The sequence below is a fragment of the Buttiauxella sp. S19-1 genome (assembly GCF_022134725.1).
Classification (GTDB): Bacteria; Pseudomonadota; Gammaproteobacteria; order Enterobacterales; family Enterobacteriaceae; genus Buttiauxella; species Buttiauxella ferragutiae.
The window spans coordinates 1-26,044 of the sequence record NZ_JAHWLU010000069.1 but is presented as its reverse complement, the minus strand read 5'-3'; the positions used below and the strand labels follow the sequence as shown (position 1 = coordinate 26,044).

The window sequence follows — 26,044 nt, the reverse complement described above, 5'->3', positions numbered from 1 at the left end:
GATCAATATCGTGGCCCGCAGGCCACGAAAAACGTGTGTTTTCATCGTCATCCCTCTTAACTGCGGTTACCGTATTTCTTACGCCAAAGCACAATCAACGAACCGATCAGGCCGCATACCAGTAACACCACTGGTAACAGCATCAGGCAGGACATCAACGCATCTTCATATTTCAGGAATACTGGTGTTTTGCCAAGCAGATAACCCAGCGAGGTCAAAATCAGAACCCACAATAACCCGCTCATCCAGTTGAAGAACTGGAAGCGCGCATTATTCAGACCGGATAAACCGGCAATAGTTGGCAGCAGGGTGCGAACAAAAGCGATAAAACGGCCAATCAGCAACGCAGACAAACCATGTTTGTGGAATAAGCTATGCGCGCGTTGATGGTAGTGTGCAGGAAGGTGCGAAAGCCAATTCTGCACAATGCGCGTATTCCCAAGCCAGCGCCCTTGAATATAACTGAGCCAACAGCCGAGACTTGCGGCGGTGGTTAATAAAAGCAAGGTTTCAGGAAAACCCATAGCCCCTTTGGCAATCAATACACCGACCAAAACTAACAAGCTATCACCGGGCAGGAAAGCTGCTGGTAACAGACCATTTTCAAGGAATAAAATCATGAATAACACGAAATAAAGCATGCCAATCATTCCTGGATTGGCGAGCGTTTCAAAATCCTGGTTCCATAAAGCGTTCAACAATTGCGTGAAAAGTTCCATTCAGTGTTCCTGGCACATCGATTAAGACCGCTGATCAAAGTCAGATGGTAGAGCACGGCTTTGTTATGTGTGTTGTGTTGTTGCCGATTGTCATTCACTGCTCTTTGCCGGTTCGTATTACATTTCCCTATGAAAGCGAACAGGTAGTGAAAGCAAAGCTGATTCTCACAGTGAAATTGCATCTAATTGTAACAAAGCTCTGTGTAAGGCGTCACAGTATTTGTGCTTTGTTGAGGGACGATTTTGATTGCTAGTCGAGGGGCTGGCGAGGGTATTTACAAACGCTGACACTATTGTTGGTTTGCTTACCCTCGCGAGAGGAAAATAACTACTTTTGGCCGTTTGCTGCGGTATCGAGATGAATTACCGGATTATCCGCAAACAAATAGCGATCAGCATTGAACTCGAAATCATCACTGGTTGCATCAAACAGCATTTGTTTAGTGTTTTCCAGGTGTTGCCACATCGCCACTTTAGCCGCATGTGGGTCTTTACGAATCAGTGCCTTAAGAATTTGGTCGTGATCGTCGCACCAGTTGTCAGCGGTACGCTTATCAATATGCTCGTGAAGTTTTTTCCAGTATGGGTTGTGGATGCGTTGGCTCCACATTTTTTCCACGATGGCTGCAAGGGCTGTATTTTGTGATGCCAGAGCCACCTGAGTGTGGAAATGAAGATCCCACTCTGAATCCTGGAAATTGTGCTCATTACGCGCCATTTCCTGAATTTCCATGAGCTTGACGATGTCTTGCTTAGTGACCTGTGTCGCCGCAAATTCAGCGATATTGCTCTCAATCAACTGACGAGCTTGCAGCAGCTCAAAGGGACCAAAACTAGCGAATTCAAACTGTTCATCAGGAAGATTGGTGTATTTCGCCTGATTGGCGATGACATGGATGCCGGAGCCTTTGCGTACTTCGACGTATCCTTCCACTTCCAGCATGATTATTGCTTCACGAACCACAGTGCGGCTCACGTTCTTCTCTTCAGCAATAAAGCGCTCCGCCGGGAGTTTTTCCCCAACCAAATAAACACCGTTTTCGATGCGTTGTTTAAGTTCAGCGGCCAGTTGCTGATAAAGACGACGTGGTTCCATAATATCCATCTGTAGCTCCGGGAAAGGTCCTGCGGTTAACCTTATTTGTTATACCACTTTTCAAAGATAGGCTCCATATTCTGGATACACAAAAGCCGCCATTAAGGCGGCTTTAAGTGCAAACTGAGACACCGATTATGCTAACGCTTGTTTCGGTTTTTGCTGGTCATTCAACTCACTGATGGGTTTGTTTTGCAGCACGGTCCAGATAACGATAGCACCGAGGATGTCGAACACCGCCAGAGCTGCAAACAGTGGGCTGAAGCCAAGGGTATCGGCCAACGCACCAACCACCAGAGCAAACATGGTGCTCGCAGTCCATGCCGCCATACCGGTCAGGCCATTCGCGGTTGCCACTTCATTACGACCAAATACGTCAGAAGAGAGCGTAATCAGTGCGCCAGACAGTGACTGGTGAGCAAAGCCGCCAACACACAGCAGGGCGATTGCCACATATGGGCTGGTGAACAGACCGATGGTGCCTGGAGCAATCATCAGAATCGCGCCCATGGTCACAACCATTTTACGGGAAACAATCAAGTTCACGCCGAATACGCGCTGGAAAATAGGAGGAAGGTAGCCGCCAACGATACAGCCCAGGTCAGCAAACAGCATTGGCATCCAGGCAAACATCGCAATGTGTTTCAGGTCAAAGCCATACACTTTGAACATGAACAATGGGATCCAGGCGTTGAAAGTCCCCCACGCGGGTTCTGCCAGGAAACGTGGCAGTGCGATACCCCAGAACTGGCGGTTCTGCACGATTTTCCAGGCGCTCATTTTCTTGCTGTTGCCGGTCTGGTGATGAGCTTCCTGACCGCCAATGATGTATTCACGTTCTTCTTCAGAAAGTCGTTTCTGATCGCGTGGGTGTTTGTAGAAAATCAACCAGGCCATTGCCCAGGCAAAGCTCAGCACACCAGAGATGATGAATGCCATCTGCCAGCTGTGCATGACAATCGCCCAAACGACTAATGGTGGAGCAATCATGCCGCCGATAGAAGAACCGACGTTGAAGTAACCTACTGCGATAGAACGCTCTTTAGCCGGGAACCATTCGCTACTGGCTTTCAGGCCTGCAGGGATCATGGCGGCTTCTGCAGCACCCACGGCACCACGAGCAATTGCCAGGCCACCCCAGCTTCCCGCCAGTGCTGTTGCACCACAGAAAATTGCCCATGCGACCGCGAAGAAGGCGTAGCCTACTTTAGTCCCCAGGACATCAAGCACGTAGCCCGCAACGGGCTGCATAATGGTATAGCAAGCTGAGTAGGCGGCTATAATGTAGGAATATTGCTGAGTCGAAATATGCAGCTCTTCCATCAATGTTGGAGCGGCCGCTGCAATAGTATTACGTGTTAGATAACCCAGTATGGTGCCCATAGTTACCAGGGCAATCATGTACCAGCGTAAGCCTTTAATCTTTCCCATTGGAATTTCATCCCGTCTTCATAATCAACCGTGTGTCATGCGGTTGCACGTCCGGCATTGCTGCCAGAACGAGTGTTCGATTAGAGGGGTTCATATCCGGGGGTATCACCCGGTACGACCCGTACCTTGCCTTAAAATAAACAAACTGTGGCAATTCCGGTTTCCGTACCGCAATGCGCTGTTCGTGATACCAGCGTCTGATGTATTTCCATTACTGATGTATTGCAACGGCAGGAAAGATAACTTGTCATACAGCTTCAAAAGTTGAGTGATATCACAAAAGTGTCGATCTGCTCACTCCAGGGGATAAGGGGCTTGCAGACCAGAACTGGCGCGGGATACGGGTTCTTTTTAAACACAATATTAACAATAAAAGTGTGGTTTTTGTGACGAATACCACAAAAATCCACTCGGTCTCTGGAAATTGGTGTGATAACTTTATTTGCATTATGCGCAAGCATCGAACTGCTATGAACAGAGGAACCCTACAATGGCCCAGTTTATGACTGAAGATTTTCTCCTGGATACAGAATTTGCCCGCCGCTTGTACCATGAATTTGCAGCCGATCAGCCTATTTTCGACTATCACTGCCACTTACAACCACAGCAGGTTGCTGAAGATTACCGTTTCAAAAACCTGTATGACATCTGGTTAAAAGGTGATCACTACAAGTGGCGTGGCATGCGTGCTAACGGTGTGGAAGAGCGTCTGTGTACTGGCGATGCGACTGACCGCGAGAAGTTCGATGCCTGGGCCGCTACGGTTCCGCACACTATCGGTAACCCGCTGTACCACTGGACCCACCTTGAACTGCGCCGTCCGTTCGGTATCACTGGCAAACTGTTGTCCCCAACCACTGCTGATGAAATCTGGAACGAATGTAACGAGCTGCTGGCCCAGGATAGCTTCTCTGCTCGCGGCATCATGAAGCAGATGAACGTGAAAATGGTCGGCACCACTGATGACCCAATTGACGATTTGCGTTTCCACCGCCAAATCGCGCTTGATGCGTTTGAAACCAAAGTGCTGCCAAGCTGGCGCCCGGACAAAGCGTTCAACATTGAACAAGCTACTTTTGTTGAATACATGGGCAAACTTGCCGAAGTGTCTGATACCGACATCCGCCGTTTCAGCGACCTGCAAGCCGCACTGAGCAAGCGTCTGGATCACTTCGCCGAGCATGGCTGTAAAGTGTCTGACCATGCATTAGATGTGGTGCTGTTTGCTGAAGCAGACGAAGCGACACTGGATGGCATTCTGGCGCGTCGCCTTTCTGGCGCAACCCCAAGCGAGCACGAAACCGCCCAGTTCAAAACTGCGGTTCTGGTTTGGCTGGCTGCGGAATATACCCGTCGCGGTTGGGTTCAGCAGTACCACATCGGTGCGCTGCGTAACAACAACCTGCGCCAGTTCAAACTGCTGGGGCCTGATGTGGGCTTTGACTCCATCAATGACCGCCCAATGGCTGAAGAACTTTCTCGCCTGCTTAGCAAGCAAAACGAAAACAATGAACTGCCAAAAACGATTCTGTATTGCCTGAACCCACGCGATAACGAAGTGCTGGGCACCATGATCGGCAACTTCCAGGGCGAAGGTATGCCAGGAAAAATGCAGTTTGGTTCCGGTTGGTGGTTCAACGACCAGAAAGATGGCATGGAGCGTCAAATGACGCAGCTGGCGCAACTGGGTCTGTTAAGCCGCTTTGTGGGCATGCTGACTGACAGCCGCAGCTTCCTGTCATACACCCGCCACGAATACTTCCGTCGCATTCTGTGCCAGATGATTGGCCGTTGGGTGGAAGCGGGCGAAGCGCCAGCAGACATCAAACTGCTGGGCAGCATGGTAGAAAACATCTGCTTTAACAACGCCCGAGACTACTTTGGCATTGAACTGAACTAATCAGGCTTTGAGGTTGATATGCAATACATCAAGATCCATACGCAAGATAACGTCGCTGTTGCGTTAGTGGACCTGGCTGAAGGTGAAGTCGTTACCGTCGAAGGGGCAGAGGTGACTCTGCGCCAGCCGGTACTGCGCGGCCACAAATTTGCGCTTGGCACCATCGCGCAAGGTGAGAATGTTGTTAAGTACGGTTTGCCGATTGGCCACGCGTTGGCCACCATTGAAGCCGGTGAGCACATTCACTCACACAATGCGCGTACTAATCTGAGCGACCTGGATGAGTATCGCTATCAACCTGATTTCCAGTCTCTTGCAAGCCAGGCAGCGGACCGTGAAGTCAACGTTTATCGCCGTGAGAACGGCTCAGTCGGTGTGCGTAATGAGTTATGGATTTTGCCCACTGTCGGTTGTGTCAACGGCATTGCACGCCAAATCCAGAACCGTTTCCTGAAGCAGAATAACGACGCCGAAGATATCGACGGCGTGTTCCTGTTCAGCCATCCGTTTGGTTGCTCTCAGTTGGGTGAAGACCATATCAACACCCGCACCATGCTGCAAAATATGGTGCATCATCCGAATGCAGGTGCGGTACTGGTGATTGGCCTCGGTTGTGAAAACAACCAGGTGAGTGCCTTCCGCGAAACGCTGGGCGAATACGATGCGTCGCGCGTGAAGTTTATGGTTTGCCAGCAGCAAGACGACGAAGTAGAAGCCGGGCTTGAGCAACTGCAAGAGCTGTATGAAGTGATGCGTCACGACAAGCGCGAACCAGGTAAAATCAGCGAACTGAAATTCGGCCTTGAATGCGGTGGTTCAGATGGTTTGTCCGGTATTACGGCAAACCCAATGCTGGGCCGTTTCTCCGACTATATGGTGGCGAACGGTGGCACGACTGTGCTGACGGAAGTGCCGGAAATGTTTGGCGCTGAACGCATTCTGATGAGCCATTGCCGCGACGAAGCAACGTTTGAAAAAACCGTCACCATGGTGAACGACTTCAAACAATACTTCATCGAACACAACCAGCCGATCTACGAAAACCCATCACCAGGGAACAAAGCTGGCGGTATCACCACGCTCGAAGAAAAATCCCTCGGCTGCACGCAAAAAGCCGGTGAGAGCGAAGTGGTTGATGTGCTGCGTTATGGCGAGCGCCTGAAAACGCCAGGTCTGAACCTGTTAAGCGCACCAGGTAACGATGCTGTTGCAACCAGCGCACTGGCTGGAGCAGGTTGCCACATGGTGCTGTTCAGCACCGGGCGCGGCACGCCATACGGTGGTTTTGTGCCAACTGTTAAAATCGCAACTAACAGTGAACTGGCGACCAAAAAGCCGCACTGGATTGATTTTGACGCAGGCAAACTGCTGCACGGCAGCGACATGAACACCTTACTGAGCGAGTTTATCGACACCATTGTTGATATTGCCAACGGTAAAAAGACCTGTAATGAACGTAATGATTTCCGCGAATTAGCCATCTTTAAAAGCGGCGTTACGTTGTAAAAAACCCCTTAGGTGATAACATGAAACGGCATTTTGATTTTCGAAATGCCGTTTTTTTTCGCCTAATTTTACTCACAAGGATTAGTCATGACCGCGTATTGGGTTGCCCAGGGCGTCGGCGTTCTCGCCTTTTTGGTCGGCATTACCACCTTCATCAATCGCGATGAACGGCGTTTCAAACTGCAACTGGCGGCATACAGCGCCATCATCGGCATTCACTTCTTTTTGATGGGCGCAAGCCCGGCAGGCATGAGTGCCGAACTTAACGCGTTCCGCACGGTTATCTCTTTGCGTACGCGTAGCTTGTGGGTAATGGGGATTTTCATTGCACTAACCCTGGGGTTAGGCCTGGCGAAATTTGATCATGCAATGGAATTGCTGCCGATTGCCGGAACTGTTGCCAGTACCTGGGCGTTGTTCCGCTGCAAAGGGTTGACGATACGCTGTGTGATGTGGTGTTCAACGGCTTGCTGGGTGACGCATAACTTCTGGCTGGGATCGATTGGCGGGACATTAATCGAAGGGAGTTTTTTGGTGATGAATGGCCTGAACATCGTTCGTTTCTGGCGTATGCAAAGGCGAGGAATTGATCCGTTTAAGGTCGAAAAAGAAGTGCAGCAACAAGAGGGGTAATCGGACTATTTTGTAGGTCGGTTAAGCGCAGCGCCACCCGACAAATCTCAGTTATGTTACTCCCTGCCTCGTAAGACAGGGAGCGTTAAACATTAACCGCGTAACGGGTTTTTATCCGCCAGGCGTGCATCTTCTGCCTGGCAAGCCGCCGCTGTAAACAGCACATCTGTTGAGGAGTTGAGTGCGGTTTCGCAAGAATCCTGCAACACGCCGATGATAAAGCCGACAGCGACTACCTGCATGGCAATCTCATTCGGGATACCAAACATGCCGCAGGCCAGTGGGATCAGCAGCAAAGAACCGCCCGCCACACCAGAAGCCCCGCAAGCACACAGCGAAGCGACCACACTCAGCAGCAGCGCAGTTGGCAAATCTACCGGCACGCCCAGAGTATTCACCGCCGCCAGCGTCAGCACGGTAATAGTGATTGCCGCGCCCGCCATATTGATGGTTGCACCCAACGGGATAGAGACAGAATAGGTATCGCGGTCCAGATTCAGCTTCTCGCACAGCGCCATGTTCACGGGAATGTTGGCCGCAGAACTACGGGTAAAGAAGGCGGTAACGCCACTTTCACGCAGGCAAGCAAACACCAGTGGGTACGGGTTGCGACGAATCTTGATGAACACCAGCAGTGGGTTGATGACCAACGCCACACCGAACATGCAGCCAACCAGTACCAACAGCAGTTGCGCATAGCTCCACAGTGTTTCAAAGCCAGTGGTTGCCAGTGTTGATGCGACCAGGCCAAAAATACCGACTGGGGCAAAGCGAATCACCACTCTAACGATGAACGTCACTGCGTCGGAAACATCGTTAATCAGATTTTTGGTGCTTTCATTGCCGTGGCGCAGAGCAAAGCCCAGACCCACAGCCCACACCAGAATCCCGATGTAGTTGGCGTTCAGCAGCGCATGAATTGGGTTTGCAACCATGCTCATCAGCAGACCGCGCATGACTTCTACAATGCCTGATGGCGGGGTGATGTCCGTTGCGCCAGTCACCAGATGTAGCGTTGAAGGGAACGCGAAACTGATCACCACAGCGGTCAATGCAGCGGTGAAGGTACCCAGAAGATAAAGAACCAGAATCGGACGGATACTGGTTTTCTGACCATGTTTGTGGTTAGCAATGGATGCCATAACCAACATCAGAACCAGTACCGGAGCGACGGCTTTCAACGCTCCAACGAATAATGTACCGAGCAACCCAACGGCAATTGCCGCAGGTTTTGAAATAGCTGCCAGCGCGATACCGAGCACCAGTCCAACCAAAATCTGTTTTACCAGACTGCCCTTTGCCAGGCGATTTAGAATACCTGGGGATTGTGTTGCCATGAATAACCTTCCTGTTTAGTGTGTCGTCCCATCCTGGCCTGCACTCTAAGGTGCTTTTCGACCGGATGTATAGATTGGTGTTTGCCTGGTTGAGTATAAGGAAATGTCTCAGGGTAGTAAGTAGTAAACACTGATTATTTCGGTATAAGCTAGTTTTTATAACTAAATTTTAACAAATGTGTGACATTAGCGGCACTTCGCACAGTTGATATCGTAAAAAGAAAAACCCCGCCAAAGACGGGGTCAGAGAAGTTTTTCGAAGGTCGGATAAACGTAGTGCCATCCGACGAAATATTACTTCGCGAGTCTCTTCTGATCGTTACGGTAGTTAACAATAGCGTTAATGATCAATGTTAACGCCAGAATGCCACCCACCACGCCCAGCGAAATCGCGATTGGGATATGGTAGAAATCGACAATCATCATCTTCACCCCGATAAATATCAGGATAATCGCCAATCCATACTTCAGCATGGTGAAGCGCTCAGCTACGCCCGCCAGCAAGAAGTACATTGCACGCAAACCGAGGATGGCAAACAGGTTTGAAGTCAGCACGATGAACGGGTCGGTTGTTACCGCAAAAATAGCCGGAATACTGTCTACTGCGAAAATCACATCGCTCAATTCAACCAGAATCAGCACCAGCAGCAACGGAGTGGCGAACAGCACCCCATTTTGGCGGGTGAAGAACCTTTCGCCCTCGATTTTATCCGTCATGCGCAGGTGGCCGCGAATCCAGCGTACCAGCGGTTTATCGCCAATACCGCCTTCATCTTCTTTCGACAGCGCCATCTTGAAACCGGTGAACAGCAAGAAGGCGCCGAACACATACAGCAGCCACTCAAACTGAGAAATTAGCCAACTGCCGGCGAAAATCATAATGGTACGCAGCACAATTGCGCCCAGCACGCCATAGACCAGCACGCGGCGCTGCAAGGCTGCAGGCACGGCGAAATAGCTAAACAGCATTAGCCAGACAAACACGTTATCCACTGCGAGTGATTTTTCAATCAGATAACCGGTGAGGAAGGCGAGAGCCTGAGCATCCGCTACTTCACGGCCCGATGTGCCGGTGAGATACCACCAGAATGCCGCATTAAACAGCAGCGAAAGCGTAACCCAAACCAGGGACCATACGGCCGCCTGCTTCATGGTCATGGTGTGTGAGCCTTTACGACCCTGAAGCAGCAGATCGATGGCCAACATGATAACGACCACGACAGCAAAACTGCCCCACAGTAATGGAGTGCCGACACTATTCATAAAAGGGTTTCCTTCAAACAAAACAAAAACGGCCAACGTCGGAAGACGCCAGCCGCTAATGCTTGCAACAGGGATCTCGCCTTCCGGCAAGGTCTCACTTACAACATCTATACGTTACATATATATGTTGCCCGGTAACCGGGTGTTTTATTTTTAAACACCGTAATGACGATTAACCGACGAAGAAGTTACTCCCCTTTGCGGGCAGAAAAATATTACTTCCCATACATTTCGTCAACATTTCCCTCTTTGTTTTACACAGCTTTACGCCGATGCATCACGCAGGTGAATGTACTGGGAGATCATCTGCCGGGAATTTCACGCCAGTCTGCGCGCGAATCTCTGTGCTCAGCAACGCGGTGGAGCGTGACGTCACTAAACCAGGATGATTAACTTCATTCTCGGTGACCAAACGAGCAAAAACTTCGGCTTCATAAAGCATAGTATTGATATGTTGTGGGAGCGTCAGATCCTGAGGTTTTCCACCACGAGGGATAAAGGTGATGCGCTGGCATTCAGAGATTTTCTCGATAACCAGCGAACCAGCTTCGCCCTGAATCTCACTTGGGATAGTGGAATCGCTCACTTTGGAGTGCAACAGATTCACGTCAAAATCGCCGTAATTCATCTGCACCGAACCGTGCGCATCGACACCGCTTTCCAGCAGGCTAGCGGTCGCATGAACCGAATACGGTTCGCCCCACAACGCCACTGCTGACGCCAGCGTGTAAAAACCGATATCCATAATCGAGCCGTTGGAAAACGCTGGATTAAAGGTGTTTGGGTTCTCGCCATCGAGATAACGCTGATAGCGCGAGGAATACTGGCAATAGTTGAGCAGCACTTTGCGGATCTTGCCCACTTTCGGCAACGCCTGTTGCAGCGCGATAAAGTTCGGCAAGCTCGCCGTTTTAAACGCTTCAAACAGCACAACCTGGTTTTCACGCGCGCAGGCAATCGCCGCTTCCACTTCACGCAAATTAGACGCCAGCGGCTTCTCGCAAATCACATGTTTTTTATGGCTGAGAAACAGCAGAGTTTGCGGGGAATGCAGAGAGTTCGGGCTGGCGATATAAACTGCATCAATGGCGTCACTCTTCGCCATCGCATCAAGATCGGTAAAGAGATGTTCCACCGGATAGTCACTGGCGAAGGTTTGCGCCTGTTCCAGCGAGCGGGAGTAGACCGCGGTGAGTTTATATTTGCCACTTTCGTGGGCAGCATCGACGAACTGACGGGTGATCCAGTTAGTTCCAATAACAGCGAGGCGTATCATAAACGGGTGCTATCTCCGAAGGGGATTATCTTTGAAAGACTATCATGATGTGTGGGGAAAACCAGTGCTGGGCTAGCGTTTTCTGAGAAGTGCATTCAGCCAAATCTCGTCACGCTCGGGGCGTTTATCTGCCGTCGTCCACATCGTCTCAATTTCTATTTCCTGAATGGATTCCAGTAATTTATTGAGACTGGTTTCATTCATATCCGTAAACCGACGCCCATCTTTCTCTCGCTCACTTTCGCCATACTTAAACGAGACATACCAGGTGCCGCCGGATTTCAGCGCATCAGTTAGTTTGTGCATCACAACCGGTAATTCTTGATTGGGAACGTGGAGCAGAGAAGCGCAACACCAGATGCCGTCGTACTTTTTCTTTGCACTGATATCGGCAAATGTCATTTGTTGAACGGACAAACCGCTATGTTGCGTTGCCAACGCCACCATTTCCGAAGAGGCGTCAAACGCATCAACGATATAACCCATTTCATGGAACGCTTTAGCATCACGCCCGGAACCGCAGCCTGCATCCAGCACCGTCGCACCTGGTTGTAAATGGCGGGTAAAGGAATCGTACAGCGAAGACATATCAACATTCACGGTGCCGTCGAAAAAGGTTTGGGCATTGTATTGGTAATAATTAAGCGTCATCAGAATGTGGCCTCGCCTTCTGCTTTCGGTTCCCACGTGTGGAACAGTCTGTTGTTTTTGACTTTATGCCATTGGCTTTCAAGAAAATCTATCCGCCGTTCTGGCTGCGTTCCAGTCTGATTCACAATAGTTTCATGGAGTGGCAGTTTGCTTTGAATAAAATACTCATTGCGAGCATGAAGCCGCTGCAACAGTTTGCGGCTCGGCAAATGCGAGGATTTACCCTCAACGCCACGGTTGCAGCATTTACACGCCAGCACCAAATTCCACACGCCATTGATATTGTTGACCTCTTCACGCGCAGACCAGGGAATGAAGTGATCAACGTCAGCCAGTTCGGCGTCGCCGGGTATCAGGCTGATGGGTTTAAAACAGTAGAAACAACGGCCTTTCTGGTAACCATTCAAACTGTCCCGGCAACTGGTGATATCTACTCGCCTTTCATTAATACGGCTGAAGAGAAGCTGATTATGTTCATCGAACTCTACCGCAACCAGATTTCGGGAAACGCCCATCGCCCAGGCCTGCTCAACCAGATTCCATCGCGCGTTCGTTTCAAAGGCAAGATTCTGATATTGCTGCCGTTCGCTTAGCTGATAAAAGTTATCGGTAAGCCGAATCCCTTTATGCGTTTTTCGCTCATCAAGGAAAAAGCGTTTCTCGATCTCGCCTTGATTAACGTTATGGAAGGCATCAATCACATTGTTAAACCCGAGCCGCACCGTGGTTTCCGTCAATTTATCCTGCGATATCTCACCATTGTTAAACTGCACACAGGCTTCCAGATACTGACTGCCTCGGGATGTGATTTGCTTTGGAGCATGTAAAAGATGCTCGCAAAGATGGCGGCTAAACGGAACGGCAAGATCTTCAAGCGTGACCAGATCACTACCTGATTTGTCCACATCATACAAAGCGTGCGCGAGGGCAAATTTGTAAGATGCGACGTTTCTTCCAAAAAGGATCACACCGCGCCAATAATTCTCAAGCGTTGGGTCAGCCTGATAAAAATCCATTCACGTTTTCCCGGTTACGGTTTGGTCATGCAGAAGGGGAGTTGGGTTACTGAAACCTGTAACGCGATCACATAACAAATGAAAGGTGATGTAAACCGAGGAAGGATAGATTTAGTGAATTTGTGAGCTGTAAAGGCTGTGCAGAGCAGCAGAAAGGGTAATGAATTGAAGATGCGCTGATTTTTTCAGCACTTAGCACGTAAACGATAGAATGGGGCTTGCAAGGTTAAGCACGACAGGTATAATCCCCAACGTTTTCCGCATACCTCTTCGTGCCGAAGTGGCGAAATCGGTAGACGCAGTTGATTCAAAATCAACCGTTGAAAGACGTGCCGGTTCGAGTCCGGCCTTCGGCACCATATGTATGTAAATAGACCTCAACTGAGGTCTTTTTTTATGCCTAAAATCCAGTCCCCGCAAGGCTTTGCCCCGCTTTTTCAGTCAACATAAGTCAACCTGATTCAATCTACATCAACTTACTGATGTGGGTACAAATACGGGTATATCCCGGTTCGATAATGTTTGTACCCACATAGAACCCTTGAAAGGATACTCAACATGGCTCTGAGTGATGTGAAGGTTCGTACGGCCAAGCCTGAAGAAAAAGCCTATAAGCTTACCGATGGTGACGGCATGGTTTTGCTGGTTCATCCTAACGGCTCAAAATACTGGCGGCTACGCTATCGCTTTGGCGGCAAAGAGAAGATGCTGGCGTTGGGGAAATACCCTGAAGTGTCATTGGCTGATGCCCGGGCACGGCGCGACGAAGCCCGTAAGCATCTAGCTAACGGTGTAGATCCTAGTGAGAACAAGAAAGCCGTTCAGGTAGAGCAGGAACAAGAAGCGATAACTTTTGAAGTGGTCGCCAGAGACTGGCACGCTAGCAATCAGAAGTGGTCTGAGGCGCACAGTGCGCGAGTGCTGAAGAGCCTGGAGGATAACCTCTTTGCTGCCATTGGTAAGCGGAATATTGCAGAACTAAAGACCAGAGATTTACTCATCCCTATAAAAGCCGTAGAGACATCCGGACGTCTTGAGGTGGCGGCACGTCTACAACAACGAACTACAGCAATTATGCGATTCGCCGTGCAAAGCGGTTTAATCGATTACAACCCCGCTCAAGAGATCGCTGGAGCGGTCGCCACAGCTAAACGACAACATCGCGCTGCGCTTGAACTTAATCGCATTCCTGAATTACTTCATCGCATTGATCATTACTCGGGCAGGCCGCTAACCAGGTTGGCTGTGGAGCTCAACTTGTTAGTTTTCATCCGATCTAGTGAGCTACGTTTTGCTCGCTGGTCAGAAGTTGATTTCGAAACTGCTATGTGGACGATTCCGGGAGAGCGTGAGCTACTGGAAGGTGTTAAACATTCTCAGCGTGGCTCAAAGATGAAGACGCCGCATCTTGTTCCCTTATCGCGACAAGCTCTCGCCATTTTGGAAAAGATCAAAAGCATGAGTGGAAACCGTGAGCTGATCTTCGTTGGCGATCATGATCCTCGTAAGCCGATGAGTGAGAATACGGTAAATAAAGCATTGCGAGTGATGGGCTACGATACGAAAGTGGAAATTTGTGGTCACGGTTTCAGAACAATGGCTTGTAGTTCGTTGATTGAGTCGGGTATGTGGTCGAAGGATGCGGTAGAGCGGCAGATGAGTCACCAGGAACGTAACTCTGTGCGTGCGGCTTATATTCATAAGGCCGAGCATCTGGGGGAGCGCAGGTTGATGCTGCAGTGGTGGGCTGATTATCTGGATGTGAATCGGGAGAAGGGGGTTAACCCGTTTGATTTTGCGAAAATCAAGACTTGAAAAAAGTAATGCGATAGCTTTGCTATCCTGATTTTATAAGAGAAAATAATAAATCCATAAGACATTTAGTCGTGAAAATACCTAGATGTCTTGTCAATATAGGATTAGGTGTTTCTTATGAAAACGTTGTTTTAATGGTTTCTTCATTTGCTCATTTCTTGTAACTTCAAAGCAAAGGAAGTGCCAGACTCGGGACATCTTTATATCCATAATAGCTTTGTACGCTGAAGCACATTTCATCGCATCAAATGGCTGATAAATAGTATTATTTATCTCTAATATTTGCGCTTATTAAATTTCGCGATCGCCAATCTGAGCCCCAAAGTATTGAGGTAAGGCATACGGCGTTGTTGTTGATAGCCCAAGCGATGCAGCTCTGAAAGCATCTGCAGGCAACGCTGGGTCTTACGTATCTTTACTTCAAAAATGAAATAACTCAGAACTTGCCTGAAGCACTTTTCCTGCTTAATGGCCACGTACGCTAACTATTATGCACAATGGCTGAATAGTGTTTGGCAGCATGAACTCTATTATCATATTCCTCCTGCGTGATGTTCTCGTAACAGCAGTCAGCTTCGTCCCGACGATAGCGATTACAACCATAGAAAACACCACCATCTTTATTTTTACGCTTCACCATTGTGCCGAGACCACAACGTCGGCAGACAATTTCAATCTCCTGGCATTCTGGATTAACGCATATCCTTTGCATGCCACCATGCATCACCATCGGTGAGCTACATTGCTTGCAGGCGCTGGCCGTATAATCACAGGCAGGAGAGTGTGAGCAGACATAGAATTTTTTATCATTGCGACTCACTTTGCCTGTTAAGTTGCCGGATTCACAATCTGGACAACTCCATTGACCGATTTCAAGAGAATCGCTTTTAGTGATGAGTTGATGACCCATTCTGGCGATCTCCTCGACAAATGCGGAGGTATTTTGGCTATCAAAGATCATAAATACATAGTGCCGGGCGCGGGTAACGGCGACGTAAAATAACCGACGTTCTTCGGCAAATAAATATGGCTCTTGCTCCGGGAGCAGCAGATCTATCAGTTCGTCATTTTCTTTTGCAGACGGAAAATTTCCTTTCTCAAGACCAAGTAGTAGCACGTAATTGGCTTCCAGACCCTTACTAGCATGTGCTGTCTGGTATTTAATATCCAGTAGCGGAAATTCAGCCATTAGCGCCTTAACATCTATATCTTTCAGCTCTCGCATATTTTCCAGGCGATACCGACCAATCAGCATTACAGGTGCCCGACGGGTGCTGTTAAGCCTCAACTCCCGACTATGACAGCGAGCAAGCGCTCTTTTGATTTGCTGACGATAAGCCTCCGCTTTTCTTTGATTGCGGTCTGCTAAGTTAATATCAGGCATTTTTTCCTGTACATCAAGCAGCTGTACTGCGGCATGTTCCACCTGTACATGAGTTGTAATTTCTTTCTTCAACTGTGCTGGGTTTCGAGTAACAAAGGTCGAGCTGAGTTCGTGTATGCGATTGTTAAAACGATAACTTTTGTCAAGAGGCAGCATTTTTGCTGGCGAAAATTGATGGTCAAAGCGGGTAAAAAATCGAAGATCGGAACCGTTAAAACGATAAATGGCTTGCCAGTCATCCCCTACAGCAAATAGCCGCATATTATTCCGGGTTGCCAGTAATGCTTTTAACAGCTTACCTCGTCCACCTGAAAGATCCTGGAATTCATCAACCAGCACATAGTCATATCGGTGATGAAATTGCCCCTCCTGAAGCGCTGTTGTCGCTTCCGCGATCATATCGCTGAAGTCCATTTCGCGTTGCTCTTTAAGATGAGCTTCATAGGCATCGTATACTGGTTTAAATAATGCGATAAATGCCTGAGTGCGCCCCATATCAATTCGTTGAGGTGATGCTATCAAGTCTGAAAACGAAAATTGCCCTTCTTTGAACAGACCAAGAAAGCGGAGCATTAGGTCGATAAATCCTTGCCACGGCGATGAACTAGAGCTTTTTAGTTCATCCAAAAGCGTATTAGTATCACGTAAATGCCGTGGTTCTCTTACCCGATCAAGGATATCGAGTATATTATCTTCAAGCGTTCCCTCGGTTAGCTGATAGCTATATAACTCTTCCAGCCGGGTATTATGTTGTCTATGTAGCTTCCGCTTCCAGGCCACCCCTTCAAGGTATGCAGCCTGATTAACAAAGGGGGCGGTTCTCATTTCCCGATCCACGCCTAAATATTCAATATAGGTCTTACTTACCGGCAAATAAAAATCAGGCTTATACTGACGACGCTCAATCGTTGCTGTGTTTACTTCATAATTTGCTTCGTATTCGAATGGAACAGAATACAAATATAAGTAGTTGGCAACCCTCAGCTCACCCACACTTTTAACCCACCGCCCCGTCAAAGTTATTAGGCGGCAGCTTTGTAGAAACTCATGGTATTCTTCAATAGCACTGAAGTCATATTCACAACGTCCAGGTGTGCTATAACAAACAAAGTATTTAACTAATTGAGTTTTATAATCATCATTGTTACTTATTTCTAACTGTAATTTCTCTTCAATAAATTGGCGCAATTCATTATTTTGTTCAGCAAAGCGTGTAAGAGAACGCTTGACGCCAATACTTTCAGCAACGACACGATTCCCAAAAGCATGGAAGGTTGTTGCTTTTAACTTATCGCCACTTTCAGGTAATCGCTCAGTGATACGTTCAGCCATTTCCCGCGCAGCTTTATTACCGAAAGCTAGCATTAATATATTTTCTGGCTGAGCTAAACCAGCCTGCAATAAATATCCAGCCTTACCAATTAATGTCGATGTTTTTCCGGTACCAGCACCCGCAACGACCAAGGTATGATCTTCATTGGTAACACAGGCTTTACGCTGGGGAGAGCTAAGCGGTTGTGATTCTATTTGATCAAAGAAAGTTTGATAGGATGACAACAGCTGTGGGAGAACTTGTTCGTTGAAGTGATTTCTACCCGATTCTGAAACATCTTCCATTGATAGCTTCATTGCCAGTTGTGCAATGGGATTATTTCCTTCACGAGCAATAAAGTCAGCATCAATGGCAAGATCCAACAAACGTTTTTTTACCAGAACTAACTGTGACAAAGCTCGCCATTCCCACGAAGAAAAATAGTGCTCCCCTTTTTGATAACGTTTTACTATTTCTAGCAGTTCACGCCACTCACCGCTATGCTGAAATATATCCAAAGCTAATTGTTGAATTTTGTGAATTAAAGTTTCAAGATGTTTAAAATCGAATCCGTTTAACCGATATTGCTCACCAGTGGTCCCAATAATAATTCCAGAGTAAATCCATTTTTTATTTATTTTAATATTCTTAATGTCACCAATGGGAAGTAACACACTCACCCCATGATGTTTGAATGAGATCTGACCTGAAGATAGCAATATCGTGTTTGAACGACGACGCAAAAGTCCCCACATGTCAAAAAGCGGATGTGTAGTGATAATGTTTTCGCTCTGCAACTGTGCGGTTAAGTCGTTCATTCTTTATGGAGAAACCAAAAAAATAAGTTAAACAAGGAATATGAAATTACCAGTATCGCAGTGATTGCAATACTGGTAAGGATTTCAATTAATTCACGCCCAACGCTTTATACACTGCATCCACCGGATCAGCGTAAAAACTCACCTGGAACTTGGTAAACAACTCAGTTGGTACTGTTGGGATATCCATAGCTGATGCCATCGGCAGTAGTACGCGCTTAGCCCCACTATCGAATGCTACCTGTAGGCATGCTGCCAGATCCTGCACTGGTTTAATCACCCCCCCCAGTGTCATGCTACCCAGGACGACCATTTGTTCCTGTACGGGCTTAGCCAGCAGCATAGAGCAAAAGGCAATCAACGATGCAAGGCTGGTTGTTGTGCTCGGACCGGTGCTATGAAGCTCAACCACATGCAAATGATATTCATGCTCAGAGAATTTTGCTGCTGCACTAATACGGCTCAAGTTGCCTTTGAAATAGTCGAAACCAACACGAACAGCTTCTTTCGCCGCTGTATTCGATCCCAAGCCTGAAACGGCATGTTTACCATTTCCCGCCATCATTTGGGTTTCAAACCGGTATAGGCCAGTCATCCCTGAGTCTGCCTGAGTAACCAAATGTACTACACCAGGTTTTTGCATCCCCGCAGGAATCAGTTCGCTCCCGCCTTGTTCTGGCACACTGACGAAAAATTCTTCCAGACTGTCGTTATCGATGTAGCTGAAATTCACATCAAAGAACTCGAGGCCGCCAAGTTTTTTGAGCTGTTCTTTCACCCGGCGTCGTACTTCCATCGCATACGTCAGGCATACGCGTACATCTTCTTTATCGTAGGCCCCATCCGGATGCATTAGTTTTAACAGGCCAGATACAGTGCGGCGTACAGCAATTACATCACGCTGATTGAGGTTGTTACCCAGCTTGAAGAATTTATCAATCGCGTCTGAGAAGCTACGTTTACGCATTTCACGCATGTACTCGGCGAGATAATCAGTGATCAAACCGTAGCGGTTGGTGAAAAATTCCGGGCGCATTTTGGGAATTTCCCAGCCAGGAATATAGGCGTGGAAGCGATCAAAAAATGCAGTATCGATCATTGCATCCGGGAATGGCGCGAGTAAATGGCTAGTTTTCACAAGCGTATCGACGCTCTGATTGATATTGCCGACGAACACCATAGAGGCTTTTCCTTCTATGGAGTCACGTCCGCGAGAGAACGAGCCGGACGCCATGTAATCCTTCATGATCTGCACGCCATCTTTGTCTTTGAAGGTGATCCCTGCCACTTCATCGAATGCCACCACGTCCCACATGCCGACCAAACCAATCTGACGGCTGGCCATATTGTAAAACAGGTTAGCCACGGTGGTTTGCCCACCAGAAACCAGTAATGAATTCGGTGAGCACTCCTTATAGACGTGGCTTTTACCGGTTCCACGCGGTCCGAGTTCGCAGACGTTATAGTTGTTCTCCACAAACGGGATCATGCGTGCAATCAGATGCCATTTAGTGCGCGACTCAATATTAGCAGGCTCCATCCCTACAGAGCGCAGCAGCACGTCAATCCACTGGTCCCGATCAAATTGTTTGCGCGCCTCAAAGACTTCTTCCATATCCATGCTCGGCATCTGAATAGGTTTTAGCGTCATTAGTGAGAACGGAGATGTTTTTTGTCCTTCCTCGTAGAAATAGTTCACGGTGATCATGCACCAGATACCACCCATTAGTAGCTTCTCGTTATCTTTAACCATCTGCGATGGTACCAGGGCATCCTTAATGCCCAAGTTAGATAGCTGAGCCTCGTAAACGTCTTTCTTTTGATTTAGCTTTACGGTGACTTTGTCGATGATTTTGTACGAACCACGTTCACGGATCAGAGATTTTATTTTTTCCGCTTCATCGGGACGAACGTAGTTATCAGAGAGAATGCGTTTAACGGACTGTAAGCCCTGCTCAATTACTTCAGCATCATCCGACGCACAATACATCCCGAGCAAATACTCCAGCACATAGACCGGAACATTCGCCCCTTCTTTAAGTTGTTTAGTCAGGTCTTTACGCACCACGCGACCACGAAAGTGCTGATTCAATAATGAATCCAAGTCCTGAGCCAATGCAGAGGCCATTTCCATGTTATTAGCCGAGTTATCCTGCTGTTGCATAACGCCTCACTTAAAAGAAGTCATCCTGGAATGCCAGGTCGATCGTAATCGGGTAGCGACCATACTCGGTTGCGCTGTCCGCATTCTCCAGGATCAGAACATATTTGTTTTTACGATTGAATGCAGTGCCCATGAGTTTCATAGTCACATCGCGGGTGCGTTTACCCATATCGTCATTGTCGCTATCGAAGCAAACCGTTTCCGTTCCGGAGACAACCTGATTATTTTCATCAACGATAAAGATATTCAGCGTGCGCGGTTCATTGATCTCGTCCACCGCCGTCGTCTGGATAAAGCCGATTTTATCAATGCTATTAACCAGTTTTATTACGTGGTCCCGTGCAACAACGGACACTGGTTGGCGCTGTGGTTGTTTCTCGGCTGCTTTTTTCTCTAACGCGCGAATCTTCAAGACGGGAACACACACTTCCTGCAACATGGCACCGCCATGAACGAAACGCGCACCACCTACAAAGTGGAAACGCTGTACCCCTTTGGGCAACAGGAATTCACTCTCATCGCTTGCGCCTGCGGTATCTGCCAGTTTGCCGTGCCAGCAAAACTCACTTTCAGGCAGCTGATGCCCAATAATGAATCGCTTATTCGCTTCAATCGCATTTGAGGCTTTACTCTCCAACTTCGTTTTATCTTGCTCCACCAGCGCCTGTTGTTGGAACAGGAACCCATGATCAGCAGTGACAAAAATTCGGCTGGCATTAAATCGGTTACGTAAACGTGAGACCAGATCTTTTAGCTCAGTGATGGCACTTCGGCAGGCCTCAAACGTTTTATCTTCTGTTGCAGCCTTATCACCAATGGCATCAATAGTGTCGTGCCAGATATATACCACTGAGGCGTTGCGGATTTGATCGTTCACTTCCTGGTTGTTGGCGTTCTGCAAGTCCTTCGCTTTAAGCGCAACACCATTTACCTTTGCCAGGATAGCGGCGCGTTTTTCAAAACCGGAGGTAGACATCCCATCGGCATATACTACGCCGGAATTGTCAGGCAGATAACTCAACGACTCATGAGGCAACAATGCCGCCATACCTAGCTGCGTGTAGCTCGGCAATACTCCGGTCTGGGAGCGTAGCTCTGCACTGAAATGCTTATCATGATTGATATGTCTGCCCAGCTCTTCCGCCACTTCGTAGCGCAGTGCATCCGAGATCACGACAAATACGCGTTTCACCTGAGAGGTGTCGAACTGACGTTTAACATTATCTTTATAAAAATTATGCTGCAGGGGTATGCCGCTAAACTGCCAGCCCTGCATACGGTTTTCCGCTTCCAGCAGTTTGTTCCAGCCACGACTCAGCTCGGCCAGATACCAGTTGCTGTACAACTCTTCAATGAATTTATCCAGTTCATGCAAGATCATCGCCCCTTTGCTATGCACCGGTGCGGCATATTCATTGAACAAACGATAGGTCTGATCGAAGCGATAAATTTCGTCGCAGTAGGCCTTCCAGAACGCGCCAGTATCAGGGAAATTAAACCCGTCGGTATAAAGGTTACGCAAATTCAGCAAGCGCTCTGCCTGGCGTAGTGCATTCCAGATGGACAGATATTCCGGGCGGGTCTGGCTCCAGTATTTCGCACTACGCTCTGACACCAGTGCTTTAAACGCGTCCCTGTCCAGGGTCGTGCTTTCTTCCTGTAGTTGAGTCACCAGGCCACGGATAATCAATTGCTCGATAGCTTCGAAAGTGTCACATTTTGCCAGCGCATACGGAGAGCTGTAGTTGTAATGCTCTTTCGGCTGCAGTATCTGCTGAAGATCGGCTGCACAATAATCGTATTCCGCTTTATAACGACGATCGTTCCGCCACGCCCCCATAAAGGCCAGGGCAGACGCACGACCTGCAGCAGTAGTCAGCACATTTTTACTCAACCACTCACGATGAGCGTCATCACCTTGTGCCCAAAGATCAGTACAGAACAGTTTCAGTAGCAGGTTTTCCAGCGTCGGCACTTCTACCTGATAACCCAGCTCTAGACTAAGGACTTCCCAGAGGACCTTATCCAGCCCCAGCTTTTTCAGCACAGCAAAAGTATTCTCCAGAGTACTATCATCCTGCTGACTTGCGGCAACGAACTGCTGGATAAGAGCAAACAGGATCTCTTTGGTTTCAAAGGTGCTGGCTCCGGCAACCACTGCCAGCATCTTTTTATCGAGGGATTTTTCTGTCTCGCGTTCGGTAACCCAGCCTTTAAGTAACTGGGTACGTTTGACAGTAAAGAAGGCTTTGCGAAGCTGAACATGTTCACGCAACCCTAGTTGCGGGATGCCCAATGAGTTCAGTGTGATCGAGGCATAGTCAGCGTGGAATTCGGTGCTATAAAGGCGGATATCCAGCAGCCAGTCTTGCTCGCGGGCGGGGACTTCGCTGGTGAAATAAAGTAGAAATTTCTGTGTTGGCTCGTCGATTTCGATTCTTTTTTTTGTGGCGAGCACTGAAACGCCGCGCATATCCAGCAGCGTGACATTGTCGAGATCCAGCTCATTGAGTGAGTCAGTGAAGCGTTGTTCCGGGTCGTGCCAGAAGACGATGCGATTGTCGGTAAACTTCTGACGAAGCCCGGATTCCAGTTCTTTAAATTGCATAATTAATTATCTTCTGGGAGTAGATTCATTCGTTCCCAGATATCAGTTAAATCATCAGGGACAGGAAGTGTACTAAAAATGTTGGTTTTGCGTTTTGAGGCACTAACTGTACCGAAGGACTGGCAAAACTCCTGATGCACAACCTCATTGAAAAAGTGTTTACCATGTACAAAAAACCTAAGCAGCTCGTTGAAGTCTAAAGAGCTAAATTCTTCTTTCTTTGCAGCTATTTGTACAATTAATTGGTCTGGTTCAAGGTAATTGTGCCAGTTTTGCAGCTTTTCTGCGATCTGCTCAAGGTCGTTAGCAATCGCAGGTTCTAATAACGCTTCTTTAAAACCTAAAGCTCGCAATCCTTCCCACAAAGGATTGATAACAGCCCAGAGTGCAGCATGGCTTAGCCATTTATCTTGGTTTTGTGTTAGTCGCTGAATAAAGCCCTGCTCTCCGCCAGCTACTGCTGCACGCATATTTTCGGGAATGGCATGCCATAGTTCTGTAGGTACCACAAGGTAGCTTTCGATACAAAAACGTGGCAGAACAATAGCGTTATCATAGTCATCAGTAATCTGCTGAATTCTTGCGTCATCCCATTCATCGCGATCAACAATCCCTAACCAGTCAGGTTCTTTCCTCAGGATCTCCAGGACATTACGCTTGTTTCCAGCACACTCAAGAATCCAACTTAGTTCCCAATTTGCATTGATTTTTTGAAGAAAATTACTAAATGCAAGAACATCATCTGGACCCTCTACCATCAAAACAGTTCTTCCAGAGGCTGCGACTTTTTCCTGCTTAATGTTCAGTATTAATTCATTAATGCTGGCCATTATCAGCACCTTTTCTGTCATTTAAACTAATACGTAGTCCTAAGTTATCGTATCGCTGCCATAGATCTGTGGCATGGGAGGTTATGATTAGCTGGCCGGAACGTTTCTTAATAATATTCTCCAGCGTGGCAAGGAGCGGTGAGACCAAAGATGGGTGTAGATGAAGGTCCGGCTCGTCGATCAATACGACACCGCCTGGTTGAAGCCAGCGCTGCACCATGAATAGCATGATCAAAACTTGATGCTCACCGGAACTCAGTTCATCCAGCGTATGAGTACCACCATTAGCAAGTCTGACTTGCTGACGTTGTCCCGGTTGAATGTCCTCTTCAATGAACTTCCCTGAGAAAAACTGATTCAGGTTTTTCATCATTTCAGGGTACAGATTGGGTAGGGTGGCTTTCATATTGAACAGCGATGCTTCAAGCTGTCCTTTCCAGTCGGGAGTTGGTGTATAGGTTGCCAACCAGCGTTGATTTAAGTCGTCTTGTACCAGATCGGAAATATTTCGTCTTGGTGTGATCCAACGGCGCTCTTCAGCATCTAAGTAAATAACGTTCGGGATAGACAAATCCATATCAGAAGTGAGCATTCCAAGTACAACCTGTGCACGAGTCACCCTCAACATTTTGATATAGTCATCAAAAAGATGCCCTGCGAGCGCACCCCGTTCAGCAACAACCTCACTTCGCTTTTTATCTAAGCTGACTTCCCCGATCCAACTTACTGTAGGATGCTTTTTGAGTAGTTGCTCAGCAAACAATTTATCGCCAAAGATAAAACCAAAAGTGGCCGGAGAGTAATGAGAACATTTCAAATCCTTCACTACAATCGCAAATGCCCCCCATTGCTGGAGCCATTTCTTAGCATTATGGGTAACTGGTAAGGGTTTTTCACGATCTAGCCAATAACCCAAAGCCTCCCACAACATAGCAATGCCGCGAAGCAGCGTCGATTTACCGCAGCCGTTTGGGCCGGTGAGGAGTACATTCTCCTCCACCTCTCCCGTCCAGTCGTTTTTGAAGCTAATTTCCGCATCGCCCAGCGGGCCAACACTCTGCGTATAAATCGCCGCTATTTTCATCAGATTTCCTCAGGTGCGCTACCGGTAATAGCCTTCACATCCGCCAGTAGATCGCCAAATTTGCCGTAGTTAACCTTAACGCCATCATCCAGATCAATAGTGATACGCATATCTGCATAGTGCCGCAAGCGGTCATCGAAGCTACGCAGCTCATTGAATTTTTTCGTTAGAGCATCGAGCTCTTTTTTCAGACGTGTGGTAGTTGCGCCCGATTCGGCACTTTTAAGCTGATCGCTAACCAGATCGATATTGCCCTGGTAGCGTGCCAGCAGTGGGACCACATACTCGGTACGCATACGCGACAGGGTGGCGTCATTATAGCGGTGCAGATAGACCAGGCACTCAAACGCTTTTTCTTTACCGGAACTGAACAGCCAGTAGATCGGGCGTTTTTTGTACATTTTCATATGATCTTTCCAGAACTGAGTGGAAAGGTAGCGACGAATGGTATCCAGCGAAGACTCGCCTTTTTTCGGTTTGATCGCGTATAAACAGAGACTTTCGGCAATGAAATCGAGGTTTTCCTGCAGATGCTCTTCCCCCCAGACCGTGCGGATAAATTCTTTAACACGAGCGGTAACGTCGTCGTCGAACCAGTCGGAGTCCATTAATGGTAGGATGCCATCTTCATCGGCAGGGAAGGTTTTGTAGGCACCTTTGGCGACTAGCTCCGCGAAACCTTTGTTGCCTTCGTGGGCGTAGACCAATCCTTCGCGATCGAGGGAGTAGCGACCCATTTGGCAGCCGATAGAATAAGATAAAAGCTCTACTAAAATATCCGATTGTTGTCGTTGCTCGAGTGCACTCTGAGATAATCCCTGACCATATCTATAACTAGGGTTTGTATTTAACGATACATCAGACTGATTTACATCTATAGATATTATAGAAGTAAGGTTAAAAGCCTCTGCCTGTATTCTATTATTACACTCTTCCAAACCCTTTAGTTCATTAATTAAAAGGGTTGACTCTGACCGATATTTTAAGAAACCCTGCTTAAGCAGGGGAGTATTCTGACAAACCAATTTGTCACGTATGAAGCTAAATGAACATTCACTTTCATCCCAATCCATCTTGGATAATTCAATAGCCCTTTTTGCAATTTGTTCTGATTCAGTATGATATTTAGTTGAATATGGAACCTTTAATATATCACCAACTAAATAGTTTAAGGTTTGTGTATTAATTGACACATAAAAAT

Annotated in this window: 17 protein-coding genes, 1 tRNA gene and 1 pseudogene; 5 read left to right on the top strand and 14 right to left on the bottom strand. The window is 47.8% G+C overall.

Translation table 11 applies throughout. The annotated features are described in order from the left end of the window. Nucleotides 1–56 precede the first annotated feature (56 nt). From yqjA to MES37_RS15410, 3 genes are all read right to left on the bottom strand, one after another. Nucleotides 57–719 (bottom strand): DedA family general envelope maintenance protein YqjA, encoded by a 663-nt coding sequence (gene yqjA / locus MES37_RS15420; RefSeq protein ID WP_064540402.1) that lies wholly within the window; start codon nt 717–719, stop codon nt 57–59. A gap of 328 nt (nt 720–1,047) precedes the next feature. Continuing rightward, entirely contained in the window at nt 1,048–1,824 is a 777-nt protein-coding gene (exuR, locus tag MES37_RS15415; RefSeq protein ID WP_064540399.1) for a transcriptional regulator ExuR, read from the bottom strand. Between the two features lie 126 nt (nt 1,825–1,950). Continuing rightward, nucleotides 1,951–3,246 carry an MFS transporter gene (locus MES37_RS15410; protein WP_064540396.1) on the bottom strand — a complete coding sequence of 432 codons (1,296 nt, stop codon included), beginning with the start codon at nt 3,244–3,246 and terminating at the stop codon, nt 1,951–1,953. Nucleotides 3,247–3,736: 490 nt separating this feature from the next. On the opposite strand from MES37_RS15410, the gene uxaC reads away from it, so the two are divergent. The 3 genes from uxaC to MES37_RS15395 all read left to right on the top strand — a co-directional run bounded on the left by uxaC (nt 3,737) and on the right by MES37_RS15395 (nt 7,285). Further along, entirely contained in the window at nt 3,737–5,146 is a 1,410-nt protein-coding gene (uxaC, locus tag MES37_RS15405; protein ID WP_133522827.1) for a glucuronate isomerase, read from the top strand. A gap of 18 nt (nt 5,147–5,164) precedes the next feature. Further along, complete coding sequence (locus tag MES37_RS15400) at nt 5,165–6,652, top strand: UxaA family hydrolase (protein ID WP_064540388.1); 1,488 nt, start codon at nt 5,165–5,167, stop codon at nt 6,650–6,652. 87 nt (nt 6,653–6,739) lie between these two features. Next, on the top strand, nt 6,740–7,285 hold the full coding sequence (locus MES37_RS15395) for a YgjV family protein (RefSeq protein ID WP_064540386.1): 546 nt from the start codon (nt 6,740–6,742) through the stop codon (nt 7,283–7,285). Nucleotides 7,286–7,377: 92 nt separating this feature from the next. Here the strand turns inward: MES37_RS15395 and sstT are convergent, their stop codons facing one another. From sstT to MES37_RS15370, 5 genes are all read right to left on the bottom strand, one after another. Continuing rightward, entirely contained in the window at nt 7,378–8,622 is a 1,245-nt protein-coding gene (gene sstT, locus MES37_RS15390) for a serine/threonine transporter SstT (RefSeq protein WP_064540384.1), read from the bottom strand. A 294-nt stretch (nt 8,623–8,916) separates the two neighbouring features. Then, complete coding sequence (locus tag MES37_RS15385) at nt 8,917–9,885, bottom strand: TerC family protein (protein WP_064540382.1); 969 nt, start codon at nt 9,883–9,885, stop codon at nt 8,917–8,919. A gap of 277 nt (nt 9,886–10,162) precedes the next feature. Next, a complete protein-coding gene (locus tag MES37_RS15380) occupies nt 10,163–11,161 on the bottom strand; it encodes a Gfo/Idh/MocA family protein (RefSeq protein ID WP_121814418.1) in 999 nt (332 codons plus the stop codon). A 72-nt stretch (nt 11,162–11,233) separates the two neighbouring features. Beyond that, nucleotides 11,234–11,812 (bottom strand): class I SAM-dependent methyltransferase, encoded by a 579-nt coding sequence (locus MES37_RS15375; protein WP_237931922.1) that lies wholly within the window; start codon nt 11,810–11,812, stop codon nt 11,234–11,236. After that, nucleotides 11,812–12,828 carry an HNH endonuclease gene (locus MES37_RS15370; protein WP_237931920.1) on the bottom strand — a complete coding sequence of 339 codons (1,017 nt, stop codon included), beginning with the start codon at nt 12,826–12,828 and terminating at the stop codon, nt 11,812–11,814. Before MES37_RS15370 ends, MES37_RS15375 begins: the two co-directional genes overlap by 1 nt. 274 nt (nt 12,829–13,102) lie before the next feature. Here MES37_RS15370 and MES37_RS15365 point away from each other — a divergent pair. Together MES37_RS15365 and MES37_RS15360 are read left to right on the top strand one after the other, a co-directional pair. After that, nucleotides 13,103–13,187, top strand: a tRNA-Leu gene (locus MES37_RS15365). Between the two features lie 199 nt (nt 13,188–13,386). Further along, on the top strand, nt 13,387–14,643 hold the full coding sequence (locus MES37_RS15360) for a tyrosine-type recombinase/integrase (protein ID WP_237931918.1): 1,257 nt from the start codon (nt 13,387–13,389) through the stop codon (nt 14,641–14,643). 481 nt (nt 14,644–15,124) lie between these two features. Here MES37_RS15360 and MES37_RS15355 read toward each other — a convergent pair whose 3' ends face one another. The 6 genes and pseudogenes from MES37_RS15355 to MES37_RS15330 all read right to left on the bottom strand — a co-directional run. Next, on the bottom strand, nt 15,125–18,157 hold the full coding sequence (locus MES37_RS15355; protein WP_237931916.1) for a UvrD-helicase domain-containing protein: 3,033 nt from the start codon (nt 18,155–18,157) through the stop codon (nt 15,125–15,127). Between the two features lie 88 nt (nt 18,158–18,245). Beyond that, nucleotides 18,246–20,321 carry a protease Lon-related BREX system protein BrxL gene (gene brxL, locus MES37_RS15350; protein WP_237931914.1) on the bottom strand — a complete coding sequence of 692 codons (2,076 nt, stop codon included), beginning with the start codon at nt 20,319–20,321 and terminating at the stop codon, nt 18,246–18,248. Between the two features lie 10 nt (nt 20,322–20,331). Beyond that, nucleotides 20,332–22,929, bottom strand: a complete 2,598-nt coding sequence (gene pglZ / locus MES37_RS15345; RefSeq protein ID WP_237931912.1) for a BREX-1 system phosphatase PglZ type A — start codon at nt 22,927–22,929, stop codon at nt 20,332–20,334. Between the two features lie 2 nt (nt 22,930–22,931). Further along, nucleotides 22,932–23,759, bottom strand: a complete 828-nt coding sequence (locus MES37_RS15340; protein ID WP_237931910.1) for a DUF4435 domain-containing protein — start codon at nt 23,757–23,759, stop codon at nt 22,932–22,934. Further along, nucleotides 23,746–24,843, bottom strand: coding sequence for an AAA family ATPase (locus MES37_RS15335; RefSeq protein ID WP_237931908.1), 1,098 nt, complete (start codon nt 24,841–24,843; stop codon nt 23,746–23,748). Before MES37_RS15335 ends, MES37_RS15340 begins: the two co-directional genes overlap by 14 nt. Next, nucleotides 24,843–26,044 (bottom strand): annotated as a pseudogene (locus MES37_RS15330) (BREX-1 system adenine-specific DNA-methyltransferase PglX); the annotation flags it as partial. The pseudogene MES37_RS15330 and the gene MES37_RS15335, both read right to left, overlap by 1 nt.